Origin of the sequence: Paenibacillus anseongensis (assembly GCF_009757995.1) — a bacterium.
In the GTDB taxonomy this organism is placed as follows: Bacteria; Bacillota; Bacilli; order Paenibacillales; family NBRC-103111; genus Paenibacillus_E; species Paenibacillus_E chondroitinus.
In genome coordinates, this window is record NZ_WSEM01000039.1 from 298,202 (window position 1) to 312,248 (window position 14,047).

Annotated in this window: 15 protein-coding genes; 6 read left to right on the forward strand and 9 right to left on the reverse strand. The window is 45.9% G+C overall.

Going from position 1 to position 14,047, the window contains the following annotated elements; translation table 11 throughout:
- Positions 1–55: 55 nt before the first annotated feature.
- Positions 56–679 carry a sporulation-specific diadenylate cyclase CdaS gene (gene cdaS / locus GON05_RS36570; RefSeq protein WP_157326396.1) on the reverse strand — a complete coding sequence of 208 codons (624 nt, stop codon included), beginning with the start codon at positions 677–679 and terminating at the stop codon, positions 56–58.
- Between the two features lie 164 nt (positions 680–843).
- Here cdaS and GON05_RS36575 point away from each other — a divergent pair, with 164 nt between their 5' ends.
- Complete coding sequence (locus tag GON05_RS36575; protein ID WP_157326397.1) at positions 844–2,100, forward strand: glycosyl hydrolase family 18 protein; 1,257 nt, start codon at positions 844–846, stop codon at positions 2,098–2,100.
- Here GON05_RS36575 and GON05_RS36580 read toward each other — a convergent pair.
- The 4 genes from GON05_RS36580 to GON05_RS36595 form a co-directional block, all read right to left on the reverse strand.
- A complete protein-coding gene (locus tag GON05_RS36580; protein ID WP_157326398.1) occupies positions 2,097–3,068 on the reverse strand; it encodes an NAD(P)-dependent alcohol dehydrogenase in 972 nt (323 codons plus the stop codon). The two genes, GON05_RS36575 and GON05_RS36580, sit on opposite strands and share 4 nt — an antisense overlap.
- 130 nt (positions 3,069–3,198) lie before the next feature.
- Positions 3,199–4,041: an RMD1 family protein gene (locus tag GON05_RS36585; RefSeq protein ID WP_127454251.1), complete on the reverse strand. Its 843-nt coding sequence runs from the start codon at positions 4,039–4,041 to the stop codon at positions 3,199–3,201.
- 93 nt (positions 4,042–4,134) lie between these two features.
- On the reverse strand, positions 4,135–5,223 hold the full coding sequence (locus GON05_RS36590) for an AbrB family transcriptional regulator (protein WP_181646465.1): 1,089 nt from the start codon (positions 5,221–5,223) through the stop codon (positions 4,135–4,137).
- Entirely contained in the window at positions 5,220–5,948 is a 729-nt protein-coding gene (locus GON05_RS36595; protein WP_157326399.1) for an MBL fold metallo-hydrolase, read from the reverse strand. The genes GON05_RS36590 and GON05_RS36595 overlap by 4 nt, the downstream gene beginning before the upstream one ends.
- Positions 5,949–6,118: 170 nt before the next feature.
- On the opposite strand from GON05_RS36595, the gene GON05_RS36600 reads away from it, so the two are divergent.
- The 4 genes from GON05_RS36600 to GON05_RS36620 all read left to right on the forward strand — a co-directional run bounded on the left by GON05_RS36600 (position 6,119) and on the right by GON05_RS36620 (position 10,029).
- The gene (locus GON05_RS36600; RefSeq protein WP_157326400.1) at positions 6,119–7,003 is read left to right on the forward strand and encodes a TetR/AcrR family transcriptional regulator; all 885 of its coding nucleotides are present in this window, start codon (positions 6,119–6,121) and stop codon (positions 7,001–7,003) included.
- 209 nt (positions 7,004–7,212) lie between these two features.
- Entirely contained in the window at positions 7,213–7,434 is a 222-nt protein-coding gene (locus tag GON05_RS36610; RefSeq protein WP_157326402.1) for a PspC domain-containing protein, read from the forward strand.
- A 174-nt stretch (positions 7,435–7,608) separates the two neighbouring features.
- Positions 7,609–9,492 carry a squalene--hopene cyclase gene (gene shc, locus GON05_RS36615; RefSeq protein WP_157326403.1) on the forward strand — a complete coding sequence of 628 codons (1,884 nt, stop codon included), beginning with the start codon at positions 7,609–7,611 and terminating at the stop codon, positions 9,490–9,492.
- Between the two features lie 66 nt (positions 9,493–9,558).
- On the forward strand, positions 9,559–10,029 hold the full coding sequence (locus tag GON05_RS36620; RefSeq protein ID WP_127454240.1) for a hypothetical protein: 471 nt from the start codon (positions 9,559–9,561) through the stop codon (positions 10,027–10,029).
- Here GON05_RS36620 and GON05_RS38955 read toward each other — a convergent pair.
- Positions 10,026–10,523: a hypothetical protein gene (locus GON05_RS38955; protein ID WP_181646466.1), complete on the reverse strand. Its 498-nt coding sequence runs from the start codon at positions 10,521–10,523 to the stop codon at positions 10,026–10,028. The genes GON05_RS36620 and GON05_RS38955 overlap by 4 nt on opposite strands.
- Before the next feature lie 60 nt (positions 10,524–10,583).
- On the opposite strand from GON05_RS38955, the gene GON05_RS36630 reads away from it, so the two are divergent.
- On the forward strand, positions 10,584–11,210 hold the full coding sequence (locus GON05_RS36630; protein WP_157326404.1) for a hypothetical protein: 627 nt from the start codon (positions 10,584–10,586) through the stop codon (positions 11,208–11,210).
- 55 nt (positions 11,211–11,265) lie between these two features.
- Here the strand turns inward: GON05_RS36630 and GON05_RS36635 are convergent, their stop codons facing one another.
- The 3 genes from GON05_RS36635 to GON05_RS36645 form a co-directional block, all read right to left on the reverse strand.
- A complete protein-coding gene (locus tag GON05_RS36635) occupies positions 11,266–12,036 on the reverse strand; it encodes a sugar phosphate isomerase/epimerase family protein (protein WP_157326405.1) in 771 nt (256 codons plus the stop codon).
- Between the two features lie 123 nt (positions 12,037–12,159).
- Positions 12,160–13,173 carry a dienelactone hydrolase family protein gene (locus tag GON05_RS36640; RefSeq protein WP_157326681.1) on the reverse strand — a complete coding sequence of 338 codons (1,014 nt, stop codon included), beginning with the start codon at positions 13,171–13,173 and terminating at the stop codon, positions 12,160–12,162.
- 51 nt (positions 13,174–13,224) lie between these two features.
- Positions 13,225–14,037 (reverse strand): phosphotransferase family protein, encoded by an 813-nt coding sequence (locus GON05_RS36645; protein WP_157326406.1) that lies wholly within the window; start codon positions 14,035–14,037, stop codon positions 13,225–13,227.
- Positions 14,038–14,047: the final 10 nt, after the last annotated feature.

Sequence of the window (14,047 nt, forward strand, 5' to 3'; positions counted from 1 at the left end):
GGCTGCCGAGAATTCAATTCTCGACAGCCTTTTTAGGCCTATTATCCTATGGGATCTAAACAATAATATCCGACATGATGATGGGATGCAGTTGGCCCTTGTAGGCAAATGAAGTTTGGCCGGTTTCTTCCGATACAACCAGAGCCAAAGCATCTGTTCGTTCCGTTATCCCAATTGCCGCCCGATGCCGCGTACCTAACTTTTTATTTTCTACAATCGTGGCTGATAAGGGAAGGACATTCGCTGCTGAAACGATTTGATCGTAACTCATGAACACTGCGCCATCATGCAAGGGATTCCCAGGGTAGAAGATCGATTCCAACAAGGAATACGATACTTTGGCACCTACTGGAATGCCATTATGAAGATGTTCCTCTATAGGATCGTTGCGTTGGATGACTATCAATGCACCATGGCGGCGTTTCGACAAGTGATCAACGGCAATGGTCAGATCGGAATATTGGATGGAGAAAGCTGACAAATAACATTGCATGTAAAAGGAAGCGGCAATCGATTCAACTCTCCTGAACCTTTCTTGAATCGCCTCTAAATCGCTTAACATGCAGTGATTTTCATTATCTATGATTTGTAAGCTATGATGCAGCGCATCAGAAATTTCTTGGATGTGTAGTTTGAGCTGTTCTTTCATTGGGGATTCATCGCATCGGATCTGATTCAACTCGTACACCTCTGGATACCGTATTGCTTATTAGCATTCCCAGTTTTGAAAAGATCATCAACTAAGGAGAGGATCATTTTGAAAGCTAGCCGTTGTTCTTAAACATGCCGAAGACGGAATAACTATTATAAAATTCCCATTTCTCGGTCAGGGGGCTGATCCCTTTGTTTATTTATACGGTTAAATCAGGCGATTCTTTGTATGCAATCTCCAGAAGATTTCAAGTCTCACCTGAAACAATACGCTCCGTGAATGGGTTAATTGAGTCTGACCTCGTACCAGGTCAAGCGCTTATCATCTCAACATCGAGCTACATCGTTCAACAGGGTGACACACTTTCCTATATCGCAAGCATCAGCTATATTCCCATACAGCTGTTGAGAACCGCTAACGGTCTCCAAAGCGATAACTTGACTGTCGGTATGAAGCTAACGTTGCCGGATCGACCCAAATATTTGGAGGAAGGGCTAAGCTATATTTTGCCTAGTACGCCAGATCAGATTCAGAAAACCGTTCAAAACTTCGCAAACTTGAATACCTACTATGGTGTTTTTGAATATCATATTACGCCTGACGGCAGTTTGAGTGATCTCCCCCTCGATGATGTCGCAGTCAAAGCCGCACGTACTCACCTTGTAGCTCCTCTTGCTACAGTAACAAATTTAACGCCAGGAGGGTTCAGTTCCGACATGACGAAACAATTGCTGCAGTCTCCGGAACTTCGAAACCGTTTAATTAATAACATTTATTCCTTACTGAAAACGAAAAATTACGCCGGTGTCAATGTGGATTTCGAGCGAATTCGGCCAGATGAACGGGACTTGTACTCCGGTTTCTTGAGAGCATTGAAAGAAAAGTTACAACCTGACGGTTATTATACGTCAGTTGCGGTACCGGTAAAAAGATCCCAACTTGACCATCCGGGATATGATTACGGCGGCATTGCTAGCGCTGTCAACTTCGTGTTTATCATGGCCTATGATTTCCATGAAGCACATTCAGGTCCTGGACCTGTCGGCCCGATCGATGAAATAAGAAAAACCGTTGATTATGCACTCCAACACATGCCCCGTCATAAAATCATTCTTGGTGTCCCGCGGTATGGTTTCGATTGGACTATGGAGGGGAATGTCCCGCTAACGGCCAAAGCGGTTTCCGTAAAATCAGCAACAGATACCGCAATTAAATATGAAGTGAATATTCAATACTCCGAGCAGCATCAGCAGCCGTATTTTGGTTATTGGGATGAGCAAGGACGCAGACATATCGTCTGGTTTGAAGATGCGAGGGCCCGGGCAGCGAAATGTCAACTAGTCATCGACTATCAGCTGCTCGGAATTGGTGCGTGGCAGCTTGGCTTGAATTTCCCTCAATCCGCCTATCTAATCATGCACTTTTTCAGGAACAGAAGAGTCATTTAGTCCAAGATGCGAATCATCACTTTCCCTTTGGCGTAGCCTTCTCCCAAATACTGAATAGCTTCAGCAACCTCACTTAATGGATAGTATTTATCTATAATGGGTGTAACGACTCCAGCCTCAACAAGCCTACCCAATTCCTTTTGATCATGTTGATTTGGCTTGTGGATCAAGATGCCCATTTTCTTCTTCTCCGTCATTGAAATCCAAGGCCCTAAGCACATAACTTGGAAAATACGAGCCATAGAACCTCCAACCATCACATAAAATCCTGATGGACTGAGTGCGCGCTTGTAATCGAAAATCGTTCGATTTCCTACAACATCAAGAATCAAGTCATATTTGTGGCCGTTCTTGGCAAAATCTTTCGTTGTGTAATCGATAACCTCGTCTGCGCCAATCGATGTAAGCATATCCAACTTTTCGCGGCGATCGACAGCCACCACTTCCGCACCAACAGATTTGGCAAACTGTACGGCGATCGTCCCTACTCCCCCACCGGCCCCATTGACAAGAATTTTCTGCCCCTTCTGGATCTTCCCTTTATCACGGAGGCCTTGTAAAGCAAGGACTCCCGCTTGCGGTAGTGCAGCAGCTTCCTCGAATGTCAGATGAGATGGTTTGTATGACAAAACGGTTTCACGAACAGAAACATACTCCGCAAATCCGCCCCAACCACTACCAGAGATGTCTCCGAACACCTCATCGCCAGGGTGAAACTGTTTGACTTCTCGTCCCACCGCTTCAACGATCCCTGCAATGTCAGCCCCGAGAATGCTATATTTTGGCTTTAGCATCCCCCCAAGGCGCACCAAATAGGGTTTTCCTCGCAAAAGATCCCAATCCCATGAATTGACGGATGCAGCATGAACGCGAACCAGGACTTCATTGTCTTTGGGTGTTGGCTTTTCTACCTCGACAAGATTAAGAACGTCTTTGGTTCCGTATTTCGTATAGACCATTGCCTTCATTCACATACCTCCAACAATAACCCTATAATGCTTGATGTTATCATTTTTCGGGCCACTTTATGCCACATTGGATCTAAAAAAATAAAAAGCCTGAAGGAAGTTTCCCTCAAGCTTTTGATACTCCATTCTCCTAATGGGAAGGAAGCCAGCCTACAATTTGTAATACCGTTAACGCGACTTCTATAACAATTAGAATCACCACAATCCACTCAACGAACAACCCTCGAATAGAATGGCTGATATTGGAAAATCCCTCAAGGATGTGATACAAAATGTCTGTTTTGCTTTTCAAAATTTTATAGCGATCATTCAGTTCAAAGAAATCCATCATCCCGTCATAAAATTCACTGGCCGTGCTATTCGTCCAAGTTAGATCAGGTTTATCCAAAATCATGATGTAGGCAAGGGTGTTGTATTCATGGCGTACGATTTTGGCTGTGGTTCTCGCTAATTCTTTATTGCCCACGCGAAGCTTCCCTTTCTCTAATCGATCGATCATTCCTTCAAGGCCATCATGAATATCGCCAAGTTGTTCCTCAATCTTCTCTAACGCTACGGATTTGGCAAGCACTGTGGAGATGAGTTCAGGGTAAAAGAATTGATACTCGGCAACAATGACATACTTGTCAGTCAACTCCATACTCTCGATTTCCTCGATATGCAAGCTGTAATCATCCATATATCTATCCACATGCTGGAGCTCCAGATCAGGCTCAAAGGTTTGAATAAACTTCAAGAAAGCTGTAATTTCATCCTTGTTTTTGTGATTCACAAATACAATACTTCCAAACGAAAACACCAGCACTTGCTGCAAGGAATCCGTTTCTTTTTGAAGGATTGAGGATAAAATATCCCCCCTCAGAATTAGCGGCTGCTCCCACGTGTATTTTTTTGGAATATGACAATGAATTGCGATTTTGTTTAAATCAATTTCATTCGTGACTGCCAGAGCTCTGAAAGTAATATCTTTCATGTTCACCACTCATCTGCTAAAAAAAGTTATACTAACTAGTCTTGACAGAATAAGATGGCTTCAATCCTCTGCAGAACCTGTAATTTCCACTTTTCAGCTTCTGGGGACCGGTTCATTCCCTACTTTTTCCCTAGGCAGCAAATATTTAAAGGCAAGCCTCAGAAGCGGCGGAACCGCGAAAAAAATGAACCAGGTTCGAAATATTTGATAACAGGTGACAATCGCAATATCCGCATGAACCTCTTTGGCCATGATTCCCATTTGATCCATACCTCCAGGCGCCATAGCCAAAAAGGCAGTCGCTCCTGAAACGTTATGCATGTTAGAAAGCATCAGGCTTAAACCTAACGAGCCCAAGATGAGAATACAGCCGCTTACGATCGAGAGCCCAATGATTCGCACTTTATGCGTTAAACTTTCTGGACGAAGGAGCAAACCAACGTACGTGCCGATTAATAGCTGCGAAACGTCAAGAAGACTCGTCGGCAGGGTTGGACCTGATACGCCGGAAAGATGAAGAACGGCTGTTGCGATCATCGGCCCCAGTAAAAAAGCCGATGGAAAACGAATCTTTTTCGCCAGCACAGCACAAATCACACAAATAATAGCGAACAGGAAAATATTAGGGAAAAGATCACTCCAACGCGCACTTACTCCCGCTATCTGCTCTATGGCCGACCGTTCACCGCCAAACAATGGACTAAAGATAAGAAGCGGTACGCAGAAAATAATGATCATCAACCGAGACACTTGGAGGAACGTCATCACCGTAAGATCAATGCCTTCCGTATCCTCCGCAAGGATGATCATCTGCGACAGTCCGCCGGGAATACTCCCCATCAACACCGTTGGCAGCGGCAAGCCCGATACCTTGGAAATGCAGTAGGCGATTAGTGCGCTGAAAAGCAGCAGTAAAACGGTCATTAGAATCATGCTGGGCAGTTGTTTTCCCATTTCTTGCAACGTGTTCACCGTGAATGTTAATCCAATGGAATAACCAATAATAATCAGTGCCGCATCACGTAAATAACTAGGCCACAGCGGCTTTAACTTTTTCAAGAAACGAGCTCCCAAGAAAGCAAACAGCATCGGTCCCAAGAGCCAAGGTAAGGGAGAATGAATAAACGTGAAAAGAGTCCCCCCTACAAGCGACAAAACAAGTGTGACGACGAAACGAATCACGGCTGCTCAGTCAATTCGGCAATGCGTTTATTGATATCGCCTTGGAAGTACCCGCCATGATAACAGATAACAGTCTCGATATCGAAGGCAAGCAGCTTCTTAAGCGATCTCAGTGCTTCTTCCATATCCGGTGTAACGGCTGCCCGCGGCCCCATTAATTCGCCATTGTCGACGACCATGGCATCTCCAGCAATCAACGTCTTGCTTGCATGATGATACAAACAGACATGCCCGGGCGTATGTCCAGGAGTATGAATGACGGTTAAGCCGCCTGCAATCGGCAGCGTCTCTCCATCTGCGATCGTGCTCTCCACGTTGGGGTGCGACGGATACAGAAAAGTCTGCTCGAATTGGTTGCGAGTCACTTCCGGCAGCTGAGCCAGGAGCCCAGCCAACCTCTCCGGGCTCACTTTGATCATCGGTTTCTCCCCGTTAATGACGTCTTTGTCGTCTTCATGGGCATAAACGATGGGAGATTCGTCTTCAGCCGCGAGAAACTCAGGCAGTCCGCCAACATGATCAATGTCCTGATGTGTCAAAATAATAGAGCGCAGCGGGACATTCAAGACCCCTGCTTGCTTCGCCAGCTCCCGAATCGCAGGGGCCGAACCCGGCATACCCGTATCGATTAACACCCAGGACTCTTTGTCAAAAAGTATCGTCGGATGAATCGTCATAGGTCCCAAATTTAATGACAACATTTCAATGCCTTCAGCTATTCTCATGTGATTGCCGATACCTTAACCTCTATCCATCTTGAGGTAAGATCTCGGCCACCTCCTTTTATTCAAGTCTAAAACCAATGAGTTCATTATAGAACTCGATAGTTTTATCGTCAATGAGAAACATTGACGATCCCCTTGACTCATGTCAAGATAGGGGTGGAGGGATCGCGATGGTAGACTCGAAAAAAGATAAAATATTGAATACAGCCATCGAGCTGTTCCGATCGAAAGGTTACAGCGCCGCATCCATGCAGGATATCGCCGAGGCTTGCGGTATGGCCAAAGCCAGTATCTATAAATTTTTTGCGACCAAAGAAGAACTGTTTACAGCCGCTTTCGTCGCATGCCATCAGACATTGCTAGATCAAGCAGCAGCACTTGATCGTGGAGCTGAAAGGCTGAGCTTGACTCCCAAAGAAAAACTGCGGCGAAAGATCGAATTCCAGTTGCAATATACGGTTGAGAATCACTTGTTCATGATTGACTTCAGAGAACTGCCCATTACAACCAATGAACAATTCATCGCGGCATGGAAGCGGAAGAAAAACGCGCTGCACACTTGGCGCCGCGAACTGCTAATCGAGACATACGGCAGTCAGATTGAGCCTTACATATGGGATATTGTTGCCATTTTCCGCGGCATTCATATTGAATACTTAGCTTATGTCCAGCAGAAAGTAATTGCCTTACCGATGTCCGAGTTAGCAGCGTTCATCGTGGATCGCTTGGATGCCTTAATCGACGACTTCATTCGGACAGCACCGAAGCCCATCATTGATGAAAGCAACACACATTTCAACTATTTGAATCCAAGTGATTCTCCCGCCCGTCAGACGACAATTGAGCAGTTAATTTCGCTAATGGCCGTCAAGATCAGCGAGCTATCAAAGCCGGATGATGTGCGCGAGGAGCTTCGCAAGGTTGCGGTCATGCTACAAGACGAATGCCTTCGCCGAACTCCCAATCCAACACTCATCAAAGTGTTTACCTCTTATCTTGATGTCGTTCCGGAACTACAGCCCCATCTTCGCCAGCTTAACTATCTCCTATCTTAATCTGCACAGCCCATCAATAAAGACCCCCGCGATTACGAACTTCATTGCGGGGGTCTTGGCTTTCGTAGTGGCTCTTCCCCGCCTTAGGTCCGGCTTCAATAACCGTCATAGGTCCGTTTTCGCAGTAGCTTGCAAGAGCTACAATAAAGACATGAAAACGAAACAATGACATGCCATAGATCGCAAAATGGAGAGGAGCCATATAAACCATGAACAAATTATTCCGTTCTAGAACAGATAGCAAATTAACAGGCCTTTGCGGAGGACTAGCAGAATGGCTAGGTATTAATGCAACGATGATTCGCTTGTTGGTCATCATCGCCGCTTTGTGCAGCTTCGGTACAGTAGTCCTAATCTATATGATCGGCTGCCTGCTTGTCCCTAAAGCGCCGCAAAATCATTACGATTTTACACCTCCGTATCACAGTTAATGGGCTAGACAAGTAAAACGTCAGTGAAAACTGGCGTTTTTTCTTATTTTACGATCACCGGAGGTAGCGATTCCGCCATAGAAGCGTATTGGATTTTTTAGATTAAAATGGTGCGTTGTTCATATCATGTAAAGATCCATCTAATCTTGACTTGAAGCGGCAGGAGGACTGCATATGCCTGTATGGAATGAAGTGGATGAGGAAATTCGCCGCATGCGCGCCAGCCTCGAACAATGGCAGCAGCAAGACGGTTCTTGGCGATTTTGCTTTGAAAATAGTCTGTTAACCGACGCCTACATGATTATCGTCCTTCGGACACTGGAAGTACCTCAGGAGGCGCTAATCAAACAATTGCATGATCGCATCGCTGCTGAACAAGAACCCAATGGCGCATGGAAAGTCTATCAGGATGAAGCGGATGGACATTTGGATACGACCGTAAATGCTTATTTTGCGCTTTTGTATTCGGGCTACAGCCAAAAAACAGACGAACCGATGATGAAAGCTGCGCGCTTCATCACTTCCAAAGGCGGAATCAAGCAAGTGAAAACCTTTCTTACGAAGGTATTCCTGGCAACCGCAGGACAATATCCATGGCCATCCTCGATCATGATTCCGCTAGAATTTCTGTTGCTGCCGTTGACCTCTCCCGTCAACTTCTTTGACTTCTCCGGCTTTGCCCGCGTTCACTTTGCACCGGTCTTGATCATGGCCGACCTCAAATTTGTCAGAAAAAACGCGGTCACTCCGGACTTATCGGACCTGACTCTCCCCGTCCGTCAAGAGCATGAGTCACCCCGAGGATTCCAGGAGCTGCTGAAAGAAGTACATACCGGTATTAAGCAGCTAACCAGTCTTCCCCAACAGCTGCATAAACGAGCTATTCGATATGCAGAAACCTATATGCTTGAACGTATTGAAGCAGATGGAACGCTATACAGCTATGCAACGTGTACGCTGCTGATGATCTTGTCCTTGTTAGCGCTGGGCTATGACAAGAATCACCCTACGATTACCGCAGCGCTGAACGGGCTCTATTCCATGCTGTGGAACATAAACGGAAAGGTTCATCTCCAAAACTCACCGTCGACAGTATGGGATACGGCCCTACTTGCCGCGGCGCTGCAGCAGGCGGGAACTTCACCCGACCATCCTTCGATCGCAAAAGCAGTCCATTATTTGCACGGTTTACAGCAATCCAAATTAGGAGATTGGAAATTTCATGTCGCTCATCCAATAGCCGGCGGTTGGGGTTTCTCCGAATCGAATACGATAAACCCAGACGTGGACGATACCACGGCAGCTTTGAGGGCCATACATGTAACCGCGCAGCGGAATCCTAAATACCAAGACGTATGGAACCGCGGTTTGAACTGGGTTCTGTCTATGCAGAATAAAGATGGCGGCTGGCCCGCTTTCGAAAGAGGAATTACCAACAAGCTGCTGACGCTGGTCCCGATCGACGGCGCCTCCGCAGCTGCCATTGATCCGTCTACTGCGGATCTAACCGGAAGGACATTGGAATTCCTTGGCGCAACAGCAGGTCTGGACATCCGTCAAACCTTTGTGCACAGAGGTGCGGATTGGCTGTTCTCAAATCAAGAGGCAGATGGTTCGTGGTACGGCCGTTGGGGAGTTTGCTACATCTATGGCACATGGGCTGCTTTGACAGGGCTGATGGCTGTTCGAACGAAACCCGATCACCCTGCAGTGCAAAAAGCCGTCGATTGGCTGCTAAGCATCCAAAACGAAGACGGCGGCTGGGGCGAATCCTGCAGCAGCGACAGTTTCAAACATTACGTACCGCTCGGCGCCAGCACGCCCTCCCAAACCGCTTGGGCGCTTGATGCGCTTATCGCGGTATGCGATGAACCTCTGCCTGCCATTCGCAAGGGCATGCGACAATTGCTCCTGCTGCTGCACAAGGATGACTGGACGACGCGGTATCCAACCGGAGCCGGACTGCCCGGCAGCTTTTATTCCAACTATCACAGTTATCGATTTATTTGGCCTCTATTCACCCTGAGTAACTACCAGAAGAAATATGAGCATTTGTAAAATGAACAATACACGCCACGCTTACGTCAAATCCAAGGCAACTTTGCTATACGAAGGAGAATAATCATGAGGAAATTTATCAAATCCCTATTTCATAAGCGGTCATTTGCTGATCAGCTGGAGACTTATCTCGAAGCAACAGTGTTAAAGTGGAAAAAACGCATCAACCCTATAACGAACAGAATCGGTTTTGGCATTTATTTTTATAAGAACATCACCATTAATTTGAATCGTCTGAACAAGGAAATATTGGAAATTGCCCAGGATAGCGCGAAGCTTTCGCACTTCAACAAAACCACTTTTCCCAGTTTCATATCCGTCGTCGACGGCATCCATACAAGGATGTTCACACATCTGCCAAATCACGTCATTCAACAAATTACAACTTTAGTTAAAAGGCTCCCAGGTTTCAAAGAACTGCAATCGATCTCACGAACTTATGGGTACATATGTGAACTTCAATACAATCAAGGAAGAGTATTTTTCGGATCTTTACAGATTCACTTTATTAAAATAGAAAGATTGGCCGCTCCTTAATGGGAAGCATGGCTGGCGTCCTGCCTTTTTTGAATCGCATGCATGCCCATAATGACAGCCACAAGTTCGTAACTATCTAATTCTGCAGATTGATTTCGCAGTGTAAATGCTCCTGAAGAAAACCATCCGTTTATTTTCTCGAAATGAGCGACAAGCACGCCTGAGGAATCGGATATTTCATATTCTTTTGAAAATGCCGGGGAGGTGATGTCATAACTGCCTCTCCCTTGCGTTTCATACGTGAACTTTTTGAAAAACATCGCAAATCGGCTTCGCAGAACACCAGCCAAGCTCCCACCGGGATGCGAAACCTCCCATTTTCCAGATAAAAATGGAAATCCTCCTTTGTAAAGCAGTCGATCATTGACGCCATACACATCGATGGCCGAACCAAAGGAGCTCTTTAAATCCAGATGCCCCATGTTTTTTTCCTCGCTGTCCAAAATCTCCGTAAAACCTGCATTAAAAAAATTATCACGAAAAAATAAATTCATTTTCTCTCCTCCTTCAGTTAAAATCATCTAACACATGATGCGGAAAGGAAGTTTGCGCGTATGAGACACACGACTTCAACAATTCCAAGAGCAGCTGTTCGGGGTTCATCGCTGGGTGTTATGTTCATGGCGTTATTCGGTACGCTATGGGCAGGGATCGGGATCGGCGGGCTTCAGGGCTGGGGTTCCACTTGGCTGATCATCACGGCTGTAATCGTTGGTCTACTGCTACTCTCTGGTGGCATCTCGCTGCTTGTTGCCTCCAAGCAATTGCCACAATCAGCCGTATCCGATACACACCGCAGGAAACGCGTATGGATTTGGTTTGGTATCATTTTCACTATAGAAGGTGCAGCTATTGGAGCCGCAAGCGCCATATGCACCGCTGCAAACCATTTTAATCTGCTTTTCCCCGTCATGGCCATCATCGTTGGTGTCCATTTCCTACCGCTCGCACCGTTGTTTCGGATCAAAGCTCACTACGTAACAGGAACACTTCTTACCTTGCTTGCGATTGCAACCCTTCTATTTGTACCTGAACGTGCAGCATTTGGCGGGCATCCCGTCATTACCTGGTGGCTCGTTGTCGGTTTTGGCTCCGCTCTGATTCTTTGGGGCACCGGATTAAAGATATGGCTTATAGGCAAAAAATGGATAGCTGCTTCGCTGATCAACAAGGAACAATAGCGTTCACCTCATATCAGAGTGAACGCTATCGTTTTTCTATAACTAATGCTTATTACTAAGCAAATACTCGTTTCATAAAAGCTAAACTGTCACGTTGATCTGTTTCCGGATCTCGGATTGTACACTCCGCAGAAATCATCCCCTCATAACCCGAAGCCTTCAGCGCTGCAACGAACTGTTCATAGGGATACTGACCTGTTCCCGGTGAGAATCGCCCCGTATCCGCTAAATGGATATGCTGCAGCCAAGCCTGGTTGTCGATAAGCGTCTGAAGCGATTCTTTCTCTTCATCCATATGGTAAAAATCCGCCAAAACCCGAACAGACGGGTGATTAATTTGTTTCGCGAAACGAACAGCTTCGGAGACACTGTTAATGAGGTTCGTCTCCTTTTTATTTAACGGTTCAATTACCAACGTTACGCCAGTCCCGGCAAATTCTTCACCGATACGGGACAACAGCTGCGTGAACTGCTCCTCTGAGCGGTTCTGTTCCCATCCGTCGGGAATATTACGCGATCTCCCGCTTCCCAGAACGACATTTTTGGCTCCGACTTGATTTAGCGCCTTAGCCGCTTTATATATATAACGCTGGAGACGCTCCTCATCAACCTCAGGCCCAACAACTTTTAAATCGCCAGGAAAAAAAATATTAAATGCGCTGACAGGCAGCGGGCTATTCATAAATAACGGCAATCTTGCCGCAAATTCCGTTTCATTTTCCAAATTTAAAGAAACTAGCGCACATTCTATGTAATCAAATCCCAAATCCTTCAATTTCTCAGCCTGCTGAATCTCACTGCACCAACCAAAGGTATACATAGTCATCCATCCTTCTTATGTTCAATTTTTATGAAAAAGAACTAATGATAGCGCATACAAACCTATGTTAATTAAGACGCTATGAAGTGGAAAAAGTTGCTAATCTTCTCTTTCAGATTCTCAGGAAACTCAAGCCCAAACTCGTTGAAACCAATCGTAAGCCACTTTGCCCGAAATCTCGTGAGTGCCCTCAAAAAGATCTAAAGCTAGTTTTTCTTCTGCCTCTAAAATCTGATAAATGGAACGAATTTGTTCATAGGCATCCATGGTCGCGTGTACAGGAAAAATAGGATCGCTTTTCCCTGCTTCAATGAGAAGAGGTCTAGGGGCAATCAAGCCAATCAGATCCGGCATCTCAGCTACTAGTGACAGACCCGGCACATAATTGTCTATACAGTGATGGATGGATAGAATGCTAGCGTGAAAAGTGTTCGTATACCCGCTTACGACAGCTGCCGATATGCGATGATCAATAGCCGCAGCGAAAGAGCAGACAAGTCCGCCTCCGGAAATCCCCATACATCCAATCCTCGCGGCATCTACATCATCACGTGTGAGCAGATAATCTACACATCGCAAAGTTTCAAACACGCGATACCCAGCCATCGTTTGGCCCATCGCCAAGAGATACGTAGATAAACTGTGACAAGAGCTTGCATCCTGCTTTTCACCGCTCAACTTACGATCACCAAAACCTAATAGTTCTGGTGCAACTACGATATAGCCTTTCTTAACAAGCTCTATTGCGAAATCTTTCTGATAGCCCTTGTCACCTGTTTTTTCCTCGCCATCTATCGTTAGACCTACAATATCTTTGCTGCCATATCCGTGACCATGACAGGCGATAATGGCTCCCGCTCGCTCTTCGCGTTCTTTCGGAATAAGTACGTAAACGGGCATGAAGAGGTCAGGATACGTCTGAATTTGAATTCTTTCTCTCGTATACGTGCCGCAATCCACAGATTCCAAAAGCTCGGGACCAAGTTCGGGAATCTTTGCTGGAAACCCACCTAACAACTCAACAAAACGCGAACGTAACCGCTCATTCCAGTTAAGCCATTCCTCTTCTGAACTTGCTTGAAATTTTCCGGACGGCGTTACACGATCGTATAGATGTTTAAAATAGTGATCCGGGTTCCACATGACAGTCAGCACCTCGTTTTCGATTTAAAATTAACACCGATGGACTGCTTTTTATTTCAGCTTCAAACGTTCTCTAATCACAGACCTCAACTGTTCTTTCTCTTCTTCGGGAATCCACTCCGTTAATCTGGCTGCAGCAACTGGCAACATCCATGAATCAATCTCATCCATCTGTAGATTGGAATGGGCAAGATAATAATTTAAATACACATGCCCCATCCTGTCTCTCAAGGCTTGTAGTTGATCCTTCACATGGCTCGGAGCAGCCTCTGGAAGAGTACCGTATCGGAACAAAAGCAATGTGCGGGCAATGTCCCCGGCAGGATGGCCAATCATGCCCGTCATCCAATCAATGATCCACCTTTTCTCCCCAACCATCGCGTTATCCGGATGAAAATCGCCATGACAGACACGATTGCCGTTAGGCAGGGCTTCAAGGATTTGAAGGATTGCATGTTTTTCATCCGTTGAAAGCTGGGGAGCTTGATGAATGTTATGCGCTAGCACTTCCTTTTGTTTACGAAAAGGCTTGCCCCTCTCATCGGAAGGGACTTCACAACGATGAAGTGTAACATGCATGTCAGCTAGCACTTCTGAAAAATCATCCAGTTCTTGCGGATGTTCTGCCATTTTCTGAAGGAGCGGCTTGCCTTCTATGTATTCAAAGTTAATGCCGACTCTTCCCTCCATCTCTACTAGCTGATTAACTCGCGGGACAGAAATACCAAGCGATGCAACTTGTTTCGTTATCTCATATTCATAGATAATTGCCTCTTTTGGAAATCCGCTGCGGTATAGCTTGATTACGCTTTCATGATTTTCTTGGAAAATCTCGGCTGTTCTTCCCTCAGCTATTCGCTTCATCCAGTGTTCC

Excerpts from the sequence above, each read along its gene's own strand:
- GON05_RS36580 (WP_157326398.1), bottom strand. The coding sequence starts at position 3,068 with ATGAAGGCAATGGTCTATACGAAATACGGAACCAAAGACGTTCTTAAT.
- GON05_RS36585 (WP_127454251.1), bottom strand. The coding sequence starts at position 4,041 with ATGAAAGATATTACTTTCAGAGCTCTGGCAGTCACGAATGAAATTGAT.
- GON05_RS36595 (WP_157326399.1), bottom strand. The coding sequence starts at position 5,948 with ATGAGAATAGCTGAAGGCATTGAAATGTTGTCATTAAATTTGGGACCT.
- GON05_RS36600 (WP_157326400.1), top strand. The coding sequence starts at position 6,119 with ATGGTAGACTCGAAAAAAGATAAAATATTGAATACAGCCATCGAGCTG.
- GON05_RS36610 (WP_157326402.1), top strand. The coding sequence starts at position 7,213 with ATGAACAAATTATTCCGTTCTAGAACAGATAGCAAATTAACAGGCCTT.
- shc (WP_157326403.1), top strand. The coding sequence starts at position 7,609 with ATGCCTGTATGGAATGAAGTGGATGAGGAAATTCGCCGCATGCGCGCC.
- GON05_RS36620 (WP_127454240.1), top strand. The coding sequence starts at position 9,559 with ATGAGGAAATTTATCAAATCCCTATTTCATAAGCGGTCATTTGCTGAT.
- GON05_RS38955 (WP_181646466.1), bottom strand. The coding sequence starts at position 10,523 with ATGAATTTATTTTTTCGTGATAATTTTTTTAATGCAGGTTTTACGGAG.
- GON05_RS36630 (WP_157326404.1), top strand. The coding sequence starts at position 10,584 with ATGAGACACACGACTTCAACAATTCCAAGAGCAGCTGTTCGGGGTTCA.
- GON05_RS36635 (WP_157326405.1), bottom strand. The coding sequence starts at position 12,036 with ATGACTATGTATACCTTTGGTTGGTGCAGTGAGATTCAGCAGGCTGAG.
- GON05_RS36640 (WP_157326681.1), bottom strand. The coding sequence starts at position 13,173 with ATGTGGAACCCGGATCACTATTTTAAACATCTATACGATCGTGTAACG.
- GON05_RS36645 (WP_157326406.1), bottom strand. The coding sequence starts at position 14,037 with ATGAAGCGAATAGCTGAGGGAAGAACAGCCGAGATTTTCCAAGAAAAT.